This is a genomic window from Bacillus sp. 196mf (assembly GCF_003217275.1).
Lineage (GTDB): Bacteria > Bacillota > Bacilli > Bacillales > Bacillaceae_G > Bacillus_A > Bacillus_A thuringiensis_S.
Map to the genome: position 1 here is coordinate 1 of NZ_QJTG01000052.1, position 11,221 is coordinate 11,221.

The following is an 11,221-nucleotide window of genomic DNA, read 5'->3' on the forward strand; positions in this document are numbered from 1 at the left end:
GTTCAAAATGTTATCCGGTATTAGCCCCGGTTTCCCGGAGTTATCCCAGTCTTATGGGCAGGTTACCCACGTGTTACTCACCCGTCCGCCGCTAACTTCTTGAGAGCAAGCTCTCAATCCATTCGCTCGACTTGCATGTATTAGGCACGCCGCCAGCGTTCATCCTGAGCCAGGATCAAACTCTCCAATAAAGTTAGTTTGTCTAGCATCTAAAAATAAAAATTGACGTTTCACGTTGTTTGTTTCGTTCAGTTTTCAAAGAACTACTTAGCCGCTCATTTGCGACTTCCTTATGTTAACATCTTCGTTTTTCGATGTCAACTAAGTTTTTCAATTTCTTTTTTGTCGTTTTCTGCGTTTCCGCATCAGCGACGTTTATTAATTTACCATATACAAACTATTAACGTCAACACTTTTTAATAAAAAGTTCTTTTTCTTACATAACGAATACATTCCTCTGCATTAGCAACTCTCCGAAATAAACAAAAAATGATTTTATATCTTTCTTCCATCGCCTTTTTTACAACTTCATGAATACGCTCATCTTCAAAATCAAATAAAAGTTCCTCTAACTCTCTCTTTAATATGTATTCCATCTCTTTTCTCTCTTCTTTTGTCAACATCAGCCCAAGCAAATGATCACCTCAATAATTCCTTACGTAACAATAAACGTTTCGCTCATTTTCACTTATTACAATCCTATCATTCATTATATCCATTACTTACGATATTAATCCTTTGTTCTCTTTTTTATATTTACAGCATATATGTAACTGAAAAGGATTGGACAAAGGGGCGTAATATTATGTTTTTCTTTTTTATTACGAGTAAGAGAACTTTTAAACACATTAGCTTAATAGTGATACTTTCCTTATTTACAGCATGGCTACTCTTTTTAAAAACATATTCACATGAATCTGCTTTTTCAACTGCTACAGGTCCTAAAGTAATTTACAAAGGAGATACCGCTAAAAAGCAAGTTGCATTTACGTTTGATATTAGTTGGGGAGACAAAAAAGCAATTCCAATCCTTGATACTCTTAAAGAAAGACAAATTAAGAATGCAACCTTCTTCCTTTCTGCTGCATGGGCCGAAAGACACCCCGATATTGTAGAGCGCATCATGAAAGATGGACACGAAATCGGTAGTATGGGTTACAATTACACATCCTATACTTCTCTAGAGACGAATGAAATAAGACGAGACCTTTTACGAGCACAAGATGTTTTTACAAAACTTGGGGTAAAACAAGTCAAGCTGTTACGTCCACCTAGTGGCGAATTTAACAAGGCAACCCTTAAAATTGCAGAATCACTCGGATACACCGTCGTGCATTGGAGTAATAATTCCAACGATTGGAAAAACCCAGGTGTAAATCACATCGTTTCCACCGTCTCTAATAATTTGAAAGGTGGAGATATTGTCTTATTACACGCATCCGATTCTGCCCTTCAAACAAATAGAGCTTTACCGCTGCTTCTGCAAAAATTAAAAAGTGATGGATATGAGCAAATATCCGTATCACAACTTATTTCCAACACAAGTACGAAAAGTGAAGATGTGAAATAGCTTCGTCCCTACTACTCTTCACGTATAAAAAGCTCTACTACCTTTCAAAAAGGTGGTAGAGCTTTTTTAATCACACCATTTCCAGTAATATAACTGCTGATATATAAAACCTCTCTCTATTAAGCAGATTTACTCGTTTTTCCGATTAAACGATGTAATACAAGTAATTGATATGCATTACATAACAATAGCGGTATAACCATTAAATATAACCAATCTGTATCATTAATCCGAAGCGCCGGTACCCATTCAAGAATCGTTACAACAACCATAAAGAACAGAGCTGGCACAAATGCTTTTTTATTTGTTTCTTTACTTTTTACATAAGCAACAATTGCTCCAAACACAAATAAAATTCCAGCAACAAGTATGTTATTCCCCAATGAGATTTCCCCATTTGCAATAAGTACAGATCTTAAATACACAAAATCAAATAATACGAATGCAATAAAAAAGAGCTGGACTGCATTCCATAAAGACGATGAGCGAAACATCCCTAGTCCAAAACGATAGATTGTTAAATATGCAAAGAATCCCATTTGACTTATAACGCTAAAAATAAATCCTACACCCATCAACCAGAAAGATACCGCTAAAATCTCCTCAACGTCGAAATTTTGAAAAAATTCATTGTACCTGTCCCACTCCAAAACAAAACCAATAATAACTGTGCTAATCCCACCAAGAAACAACGTCGTTAAAAATAGTCGTACCCACTTGCGGCTATTCACAACACATCCCCCATTATCCTTATATTTCTAATTAAATTGTATCAATGACAATTTCAAAAAGCTAGCCATGTTCATGTATAAATTCCTTAAAGATATTTATATTAAAAAGAGAGAACTGTGCTGAAAGGAGTTCCAACTTATGAAACGGATACTATTCATTTTCGTTTCTTCTTTTCTACTTATCGCACTTGTAGCATGCGCACAAGGAAAAGAAACGAAATCCGAACTAGATTACGATCAAACAAAGAAAATGATTGTTGATATTTTAAAAACAGATCAAGGTAAGAAAGCTATTCAAGATGTATTAACTGATGAAAAAATGAAACAAGCACTCATACTAGATGAAACAGTAGTAAAGAAAACGATTGAAGATGCCATGGTATCCGATAAAGGGCAACAATTCTGGGAAAAGCTCTTTAAAGATCCTGAGTTCTCATCAAAGTTTGCTAAAAGTATGGGGAAAGAACAAACCCAATTAATGAAAACCTTATTAAAAGACCCTGAATACCAAGCAGGCGTTATAGAAATTATGAAAAATCCTGAAGTAGAAAAAATGATGTTACAAACAATGAAGAGTAAAGAATACCGTCAATATCTACAACAAGTACTAACAGAAACTACTGAAAGTCCACTCTTCCAAGCCAAGATGATTGATATCATTAGTAAAGGTGTACAAAAGGCTGAAAAAGGTGGATCTGATAAGAAAGAAGCAGGCGGTGACGGCGGTTCTCAAGGCGAGAAGAAGGAAGAACAGTAAAAATAATAACTATAATAACGAGTGGACAATGTATAAATTGTCCACTCGTTATTACTTTATCTTGCTATTAACAGACAAAATGGCCCTCTAGTTAAGCGAAAGGTTTACTAGTTGTTGCCAGTAACAGATGAGCCCCACTGATTAAAGTTTCGCTTTATTTTTGTGTAACAGCTGTTTTATCAATTACTGTTTCAGCTATTTTACTATAAATAATGCCGGTTGTATGTGTATCTTCATATACCGAAGGAGCAAAGTCTTCTTTATTCCAATCGGGTTGTTGCAGTGGAATACGCCCAAGAACATTTGTTTGTAGTTCGGTAGCTAACTTATCTCCCCCACCTCTTCCAAATACATATTCTTTCTCACCAGTTACCTTACTTTCAAAATATGCCATGTTCTCAACAACACCGAGAATACTATGTTCAGTGCGTAATGCCATCGCTCCAGCACGCGCTGCTACAAACGCAGCTGTTGGATGCGGCGTCGTTACAATAATCTCTTTGCAAGATGGCAACATTGAGTGCACATCTAACGCAATATCACCTGTGCCTGGTGGCAAATCTAATACTAAATAATCTAAATCGCCCCATTCTACTTCTGTGAAGAAGTGGTTTAACATTTTCCCAAGCATAGGTCCTCTCCAAATAACTGGTGCATTATCCTCTACAAAGAAGCCCATTGAGATTACCTTTACACCTAAACGTTCCACCGGAATTATCTTATCACCTCTTACGATGGGACGTTTTTCTATCCCCATCATGTCTGGCACACTAAAACCGTAAATGTCCGCATCAATAATACCAACTTTTTTTCCTAAACGAGCTAAAGCAACTGCAAGGTTAACGGAAACGGTTGATTTTCCCACGCCACCTTTTCCACTCGCTACTGCTAAGAATGTCGTTTTTGAATTTGGTGACAATAAAGATTCACTTTGCTCTGCTTCTTGTTCTGGTGCAAACTGAGCTAATTCCTCTTCTGTAAATTCTGCAAAACGAAGTCCAACTGTTGCTGCTCCAAGTTCTTTTAATAACTTTACAATTCCAGACTGCAACTGCATTTGTTCCGCTGTACCAGTTTTTACGATTGCAATTTTGACACTCACATGTTCCTTCTCAGGCTTGACTGTTACCTCTTTAATTGCACTTGTTTCTTTTAATGTTTTATGTAAAAACGGATCTACAATCCCTTCTAACGCTTCAACCACTTGTTCTTTCGTTACCATAATTAGCCCAGCCCCCTGTATGAAAAATAACGTAATGTTAATTGAATTTATCTCTGCTTATTCTTGAAATAAATGCGTTTACATTTCCAGTATAACATATTTTCCGAAAACTTCGTTAACGAGAGAAACTCAAAAAAATCCTCCTTATTCTGGAGGATTTCCTTTTTCCGTGAAATAGCGTAATATACCCCGGTATATTGCAGCCGCTACCTTTTGCTGATATTTCTCCGAATTTAACATATACCTTTCGTTCACATTCGATAAAAAGCCGGCTTCAATTAAAGCACCTGGTGTTTTAGAATACTTTAATAAATACACATGCGAAATTGTCTTAGCAGAACGATTCGTGTTCTCTAAACTTGTTCTCAATTCAGCCTGTATAAATTTTGCAGCACGTTCATTTTCAATTGAAGAGCGGTAATAGAACGTTTGTGCGCCTTTCGATCCACTACTAGTTAAAGCATTTAAATGAATACTTGCAAAAAAGTCTACATCAGGTTTATTGATGATTTCTACACGTTTTTTTAAATCCTCTGCTTTACGTCTACTATATGACTTTGTATCTTTGTTAGCTAAATCATAATCTCCCTCACGCGTTAAAATAACTAGTGCACCTTGTTCTTGTAAATAGTCTTGTACCTTTTTTGTAATTTCAAGCGTAATATCCTTTTCTATAATATCCTTTCCTCCAACAGCCCCTCCATCTGGTCCACCATGACCAGCATCTAATACAATTACTTTCCCTGATAAGGGTAAATTCCAAGCTCGCCACGATTTTGTAATTTGAAATTCTTGTTTGACTAAAAAAAACAATACAACCGCAGCGAGTGCAAAAGAGATAATTCGAATTCTCTTCATACCTTTCCTCCTCCAGCTAGTCCCTCTAATTACTTATATGGGACAAGAGGAAAGTTTATGCTTGTCTTAATGAAGCTTTAATCGATATCTTCTTTCACCTTTTTCATACCCTTCTTGCCACCACAATCCTATAAACTGCTGACAAGATTCAAAAAGTAATTCCTCATCTTTCAACTTTATTTCTCGCATAGTCATACTCGTTAAAAATTGAAATAGCGTTTCAGTTAATTGTTGTTCTTCTTCTAAAGCTCTATATTTCACATCAAAAAACGATTCACCATAATAACCAAATTTACTATATCTCGCTCCTAATAAATAAGATTCTATCCCTAATTCAATACAGTAATCTTCATACTGACGATGAAGCTCTTGCATTTGAAAGGCATCACGAATATTTGAACGTAATGTTTTTAATGATAATTCCCGCAACATCTTCCGCTCGTATTTTAACTGCTTTTCTTTTTGTTTTTCTTGTAAGCTGACAATGACATTCATAGTACTTATAAACCTCCCTAATACGTATTAGTCTAAACTTCTAAAGAAGAAGCATACGCGCGGTGGTAGCACTAAAATATTCCAAGCTATAAAAATTACAAAAGAGGAATGAAACATAAAAAAACCCCAACCAAAATGGTTGGGGTTTGTAGTTCGCAAAAATTAACGTTTTGAGAACTGAGGTGCACGACGTGCGCCTTTAAGACCGTATTTTTTACGCTCTTTCATACGTGCGTCACGAGTTAATAGACCTGCACGTTTTAGTGTTAGACGGTATTCTGGATCAGCTTTTAATAAAGCGCGAGAAATACCGTGACGAATAGCACCAGCTTGACCAGTGTATCCACCACCATTTACGTTTACAAGTACATCGTAGTTACCTAAAGTTTCTGTTGCAACTAGAGGTTGTTTCACTACTTCACGTAATGCAGCAAATGGGATATAGTTTTCAAAATCACGACCGTTAATGATAACGCGTCCTTCGCCTGGAACTAGGCGTACGCGCGCTACTGAACTCTTACGACGTCCAGTGCCATAGTATTGAACCTGTGCCAAAGTAAGCCCTCCTTTAATTAATTATCCGCGAAGTTCGTAAACTTCTGGTTTTTGTGCTTGGTGTGGATGCTCTGCTCCAGCATACACGTTAAGTTTCTTAGAAACTTGACGGCCTAAGCGTCCTTTTGGAAGCATGCCTTTAATTGCAAGCTCTAACATTTGTACAGGGTAGTTTGTACGCATTTCAAGAGCTGTTCTTTGCTTAAGTCCACCTGGGTGGTTAGTGTGACGGTAGTAAATTTTATCGTTTAATTTATTACCTGTTAAATGAATTTTCTCAGCGTTAATAATAATTACATGATCACCCGTGTCAACGTGTGGTGTAAATGTAGGTTTGTTTTTACCACGTAAAATGGATGCTACTTCAGTAGATAGGCGACCTAAAGTTTGACCTTCAGCATCAACCACATACCATTTACGCTCAACTTCGTTAGCTTTTGCCATAAAAGTCGTACGCATGTGTTTCCCTCCTCGTTATCTTTTCCATAGAAAAAATCTATTGTTTATCTTAAACACGATTTCCTTCCGGGGCTAATCGTGGTTTTAGAAACAATACCATATGTTATGATATACTTTTGAGTTTCTAATGTCAAGCAAATGTTACACCAGGATTAGTTGTTATAGTTTACCTCCCATAGGTAAAGCCCATGACCTGGAGCCATCTTTCCAGCAAACTGACGATTTTGTTTCGCTAAAATCTCTGGAATGCTATCAGGATCAAGCTTTCCTTGCCCTACGTTAAGTAACGTACCAACAATAATTCTGACCATATTATATAAAAATCCATTACCTACAAAACGAAAAATTAATTCATCGTCTTGCTCAATTAACTCGATTTCATAAATTGTTCGCACTTTATCTTTTTTGTCAGTTTTTGCCGAACAAAAAGAAGTGAAATCATGCGTTCCAATAAAATACGGAATTGCTTTTCTTATTTTTTTGATTTCGAGCGGATATGGATATTGATATACGTAATTTCTACGGAATACATCCGCAGTCTTTGATAATAATACACGATAACGATATTCTTTTTTCTCAACACCGTAACGTGCATGAAACTCTTCTGTTTTTTTCTCTACTTGCCTAATAACAATATCATCTGGCAACATTGTATTTAAAGCGTTACTCCATTGCCACTCTTCAAGAGACAAAGGAGTATCAAAGTGTATGACTTGTCCTTTTGCATGAACCGTAGAATCTGTTCTACCAGATGCCTGAACACGAACAAGTTCTCCCTTATGCAATTTCTGTAATGCTTTTTCTATCTCCTGTTGAACAGTACGATGCTTCGGCTGAATTTGATAACCACAAAAATGCATGCCATCATATGCAACCGTACATTTTATTCTATCCATTTCTCTATTCTCCATTACGATCGCACCCATGCCAAAATACAAGCTAAACAAAATAAGCTTACAATCGTTACTGTATCGCTTGTTTTCCAGCGTAGTTGCCTAAATTTAGTACGTCCTTCACCACTTTGATATCCACGAGCTTCCATCGCAATAGCTAAGTCCTCTGCACGCTTAAAAGCACTGATAAACAGAGGAACAAGCAGTGAGATAATAGCTTTCATTCTATCTTTTATCGGTCCCCCAGCGAAATCAATACCACGTGATGCTTGTGCTTTCATTATTTTACTCGTTTCATCCATTAATGTCGGAATAAAACGAAGAGAAATTGACATCATTAATGCGATTTCATGAACAGGAACCTTTATACGCTTCAACGGCTTTAATAACGTCTCCAAACCATCTGTAATTTCAATAGGTGTCGTCGTTAACGTTAATAATGTCGTCATTAAAATAATAACGAAGAATCGTACAGAAATGTATATCCCTTGCTCTAATCCTTTTTCATGTATCGAAAACCAACCAAGCTGGAGTAGTACATCCCCCTCTTTATTTGTAAAAATATGCAGGAAAAATGTAAAAAGAAAAATCCATAAAATTGGTTTTAAGCCCGAAAGTACATAACGAATCGGCACTTTTGCAAAAAATAAAGCAATGAGTGCATATAAAAATAAAAATCCATATGAAATCGCATTATTTGCTAAGAAAACAACAAATACATATAAAAAGACAATCAGCAGCTTCGTACGTGGATCAAGTTGATGAATAAGTGAATTCCCCGGGATATATCTCCCAATAATCAACTGCTGCATGATTCATGACCACCTTTTCGTAACACCTGCACAACTTCATGAGTAAGATCCTCTAAAGATAAGGTAGCCTTTGGAATTGAAATACCAAACTTCTCTTCAATTGCACGTTTATACTTTAATGACATAGGAAGATCCACACCAATTTTCTCTAGTTCATCAGCATGTGAAAATACTTCCTCTGCACTTCCTTGCAAAAAGACCGTTCCTTTATGCATAACTACAATCTGCTCCGCATACTGAGCGGCATCCTCCATATTATGCGTTACAAGGATAACTGTAAGCCCCTTCTCCTTATGCAACTTATAAAACATCTGCATAAGTTCGTTCTGCCCTTTTGGATCTAGCCCTGCTGTAGGTTCATCTAATACAAGCACTTCAGGTTCCATCGCCAATACACCCGCTATCGCAACACGCCTCATTTGCCCGCCACTTAACTCAAACGGTGAACGTGTTAACAGTTCTGGCTCTAACCCTACAAGTTCAATTGCCTCTCTTGCCTTTTGCTTCGCTTCTTCTACAGATACCCCAAAATTAGTAGGGCCGAAACAAATATCTTTCTCCACAGTCTCTTCAAACAACTGATGTTCTGGGAATTGAAAGACAACCCCTACTTTTTTACGTAGTGGCTTTAGCTTTTTTTCTTTCTTTCCTGCCGAAATCAAATGTTCACCAATTTGAACTGTACCATTTGTCGGCTGCAATAAACCATTTAAATGTTGAATCATCGTCGACTTACCTGAACCAGTATGACCGATAATGGCATAATAGCCCCCACTTGGAAACGACACGTCTACATCATAAAGCGCGCGTCTTTCAAATGGAGTTTTATATTGATAACGATGTTCTACTTTTTGGAATGTAATCTCCAAAGTTCGTTCACCAAGCTTTCCATTGTAAGATGCGTATTTTGCAAAATAATTTCATTTCTTTTTAATAATTCTGCTATTTTAACCGAAAACGGTACATCTAAGCCAATTTCTTGGAGCATATGAGAGGACTTGAAAATTTTCTCTGGAGTCCCTTCCTCTAATATTTCTCCCTTATTTAAAATAATGACACGATCTGACTGTGCCGCTTCTTCTAAATCGTGCGTAATTGATAACACAGTAATACCTTTTTGATTAACAAGTTGTCTAACCGTTTCTACTACTTCACGTCTTCCTTGAGGATCTAACATTGACGTTGCTTCATCTAATATTAAAATAGATGGCTGAAGTGCTAAAACGCCCGCTATTGCCACTCGCTGCTTTTGCCCACCAGATAAGGAATGAGGCTCATCATTAAGAAAATCTTCCATACGGACAAGTCGTAAGGCCTGTTCTAATCTTTCAATCATTTGTTCTCTGGGCATTCCGATATTCTCTAAGCCAAATACAACATCATCTTGAACTGTTGTTCCAACAAATTGATTATCTGGATTTTGAAATACCATTCCAATTTGTTTTCGAACATCCCATACCGTTTCCTCTGATAAAACCATTGAATCATTTACTGTAATAGTCCCTGCTTCCGGCAAAAACAAACCATTCAATAATTTTGCAAGTGTAGACTTTCCTGAACCGTTTTGTCCAATAATAGATACCCATTCTCCCTCATATAAGGAAAATGAAACATCTTTTAATGCATACGTGGCTGCCCCAGGATATTGAAATGATATATTTCCTATCCGAAGTTTCTCTTTTTTCAATAGAAGGCACCCTTTCCTTCGCCAAGCTCGCCTATTTTTATATTTAAAAAAAAGGGCCATGACCAGTTTCTTGAAAAGAACTGTCCTGCCCTTTTAATTATCATTATACTAACTCGATAATTACCATTGGTGCTGCGTCTCCGCGACGTGGACCAATTTTTGCAATACGAGTGTATCCGCCTTGGCGCTCAGCATAGCGTGGAGCTACATCAGCGAATAATTTTTGAAGTGCATCTTGACCAGTCTCAGCGTTAGCTACTTCATTGCGAATGAAAGCTGCTGCTTGACGACGAGCATGAAGATCTCCGCGTTTACCTAAAGTGATCATTTTTTCCACTACAGAACGAAGTTCTTTTGCACGAGTTTCTGTCGTTTGGATGCGCTCGTTGATAATTAAATCAGTAGCTAAGTCACGTAACATAGCTTTACGTTGCGCACTTGTACGGCCTAATTTTCTGTATGCCATTCGTAGTTCCCTCCTTTGTTCATGGGTTTAAATCCTCAGTCGTCTTTACGTAAACCTAAACCTAATTCCTCAAGTTTATGTTTAACTTCTTCTAAGGATTTACGTCCTAAGTTACGAACTTTCATCATATCTTTTTGATCTTCTTCCTTCTCGACCATAATCTCAGCATTTTGTGCTTCATCAGTTAAACCAACAAAGATATTTAAATGCTCAGTTAAGATTTTGGCACCTAAAGAGATAGCTTCTTTTGGCCCGATGCTTCCATCCGTCCATACATCAAGCGTAAGCTTATCATAATTAGCCACTTGTCCGACACGTGTCTTTTCCACTTGGTAAGTCACACGTGATACTGGAGTATAAATAGAATCAATAGGAATTACTCCTATTGGTTGATCTTCGCTTTTATTTGCATCAGCTGGCGTATACCCACGGCCACGCTTTGCAGTTAAACGCACGCGGAAATGCGCATCTTTTGCTAACGTTGCAATGTGTAAATCTGGATTTAAGATTTCTACATCACTATCGTGAGTAATATCAGCAGCTGTGACAATACCTTCGCCCTGCACATCAATTTCCAACGTCTTCTCTTCTTCAGAGTAGATTTTAAGAGCTAACTTTTTCAAGTTTAAGATGATCGTCGTAACGTCTTCTACTACGCCCTCAACTGTTGAAAATTCATGTAATACGCCATCGATTTGGATAGCAGTAACAGCGGC

General features: G+C 37.2%; 15 protein-coding genes and 1 rRNA gene. 2 read left to right on the forward strand and 14 right to left on the reverse strand.

Going from position 1 to position 11,221, the window contains the following annotated elements; translation table 11 throughout:
- Together ATL10_RS29375 and ATL10_RS29385 are read right to left on the reverse strand one after the other, a co-directional pair.
- Window positions 1-191: ribosomal RNA gene (locus ATL10_RS29375) — 16S ribosomal RNA — on the reverse strand; the annotation flags it as partial.
- 225 nt (window positions 192-416) lie between these two features.
- Window positions 417-635 carry a hypothetical protein gene (locus ATL10_RS29385; RefSeq protein WP_000901145.1) on the reverse strand — a complete coding sequence of 73 codons (219 nt, stop codon included), beginning with the start codon at window positions 633-635 and terminating at the stop codon, window positions 417-419.
- 170 nt (window positions 636-805) lie between these two features.
- Between ATL10_RS29385 and pdaB the strand changes: the two genes are divergently transcribed.
- Window positions 806-1,570 (forward strand): polysaccharide deacetylase family sporulation protein PdaB, encoded by a 765-nt coding sequence (pdaB, locus tag ATL10_RS29390; RefSeq protein WP_000464717.1) that lies wholly within the window; start codon window positions 806-808, stop codon window positions 1,568-1,570.
- Between the two features lie 119 nt (window positions 1,571-1,689).
- Here the strand turns inward: pdaB and ATL10_RS29395 are convergent, their stop codons facing one another.
- The gene (locus ATL10_RS29395) at window positions 1,690-2,301 is read right to left on the reverse strand and encodes a KinB-signaling pathway activation protein (protein WP_110498150.1); all 612 of its coding nucleotides are present in this window, start codon (window positions 2,299-2,301) and stop codon (window positions 1,690-1,692) included.
- 139 nt (window positions 2,302-2,440) lie between these two features.
- Here ATL10_RS29395 and gerD point away from each other — a divergent pair, with 139 nt between their 5' ends.
- Window positions 2,441-3,058, forward strand: a complete 618-nt coding sequence (gene gerD / locus ATL10_RS29400) for a spore germination lipoprotein GerD (protein ID WP_000821602.1) — start codon at window positions 2,441-2,443, stop codon at window positions 3,056-3,058.
- Between the two features lie 154 nt (window positions 3,059-3,212).
- Here gerD and ATL10_RS29405 read toward each other — a convergent pair whose 3' ends face one another.
- The 11 genes from ATL10_RS29405 to rpoA form a co-directional block, all read right to left on the reverse strand.
- Window positions 3,213-4,280 (reverse strand): Mrp/NBP35 family ATP-binding protein, encoded by a 1,068-nt coding sequence (locus ATL10_RS29405; protein WP_000256623.1) that lies wholly within the window; start codon window positions 4,278-4,280, stop codon window positions 3,213-3,215.
- Between the two features lie 144 nt (window positions 4,281-4,424).
- Window positions 4,425-5,138, reverse strand: a complete 714-nt coding sequence (gene cwlD, locus ATL10_RS29410; RefSeq protein WP_000822439.1) for an N-acetylmuramoyl-L-alanine amidase CwlD — start codon at window positions 5,136-5,138, stop codon at window positions 4,425-4,427.
- Window positions 5,139-5,204: 66 nt separating this feature from the next.
- Complete coding sequence (locus ATL10_RS29415; RefSeq protein ID WP_001101005.1) at window positions 5,205-5,633, reverse strand: DUF2521 family protein; 429 nt, start codon at window positions 5,631-5,633, stop codon at window positions 5,205-5,207.
- A 162-nt stretch (window positions 5,634-5,795) separates the two neighbouring features.
- Window positions 5,796-6,188 carry a 30S ribosomal protein S9 gene (rpsI, locus tag ATL10_RS29420; protein WP_000079986.1) on the reverse strand — a complete coding sequence of 131 codons (393 nt, stop codon included), beginning with the start codon at window positions 6,186-6,188 and terminating at the stop codon, window positions 5,796-5,798.
- Window positions 6,189-6,209: 21 nt separating this feature from the next.
- Window positions 6,210-6,647, reverse strand: coding sequence for a 50S ribosomal protein L13 (rplM, locus tag ATL10_RS29425; protein WP_001260795.1), 438 nt, complete (start codon window positions 6,645-6,647; stop codon window positions 6,210-6,212).
- 152 nt (window positions 6,648-6,799) lie between these two features.
- Entirely contained in the window at window positions 6,800-7,543 is a 744-nt protein-coding gene (truA, locus tag ATL10_RS29430; RefSeq protein WP_002094238.1) for a tRNA pseudouridine(38-40) synthase TruA, read from the reverse strand.
- A gap of 14 nt (window positions 7,544-7,557) precedes the next feature.
- Window positions 7,558-8,352, reverse strand: a complete 795-nt coding sequence (locus tag ATL10_RS29435) for an energy-coupling factor transporter transmembrane component T family protein (protein WP_001186530.1) — start codon at window positions 8,350-8,352, stop codon at window positions 7,558-7,560.
- On the reverse strand, window positions 8,340-9,221 hold the full coding sequence (locus tag ATL10_RS29440; protein WP_000406539.1) for an energy-coupling factor ABC transporter ATP-binding protein: 882 nt from the start codon (window positions 9,219-9,221) through the stop codon (window positions 8,340-8,342). Before ATL10_RS29440 ends, ATL10_RS29435 begins: the two co-directional genes overlap by 13 nt.
- The gene (locus ATL10_RS29445; protein WP_000711762.1) at window positions 9,197-10,039 is read right to left on the reverse strand and encodes an energy-coupling factor ABC transporter ATP-binding protein; all 843 of its coding nucleotides are present in this window, start codon (window positions 10,037-10,039) and stop codon (window positions 9,197-9,199) included. Before ATL10_RS29445 ends, ATL10_RS29440 begins: the two co-directional genes overlap by 25 nt.
- Before the next feature lie 103 nt (window positions 10,040-10,142).
- Complete coding sequence (gene rplQ / locus ATL10_RS29450) at window positions 10,143-10,505, reverse strand: 50S ribosomal protein L17 (protein WP_000331490.1); 363 nt, start codon at window positions 10,503-10,505, stop codon at window positions 10,143-10,145.
- A gap of 35 nt (window positions 10,506-10,540) precedes the next feature.
- A partial coding sequence (rpoA, locus tag ATL10_RS29455; RefSeq protein ID WP_110498151.1) for a DNA-directed RNA polymerase subunit alpha occupies window positions 10,541-11,221 on the reverse strand: 681 nt, incomplete at its 5' end.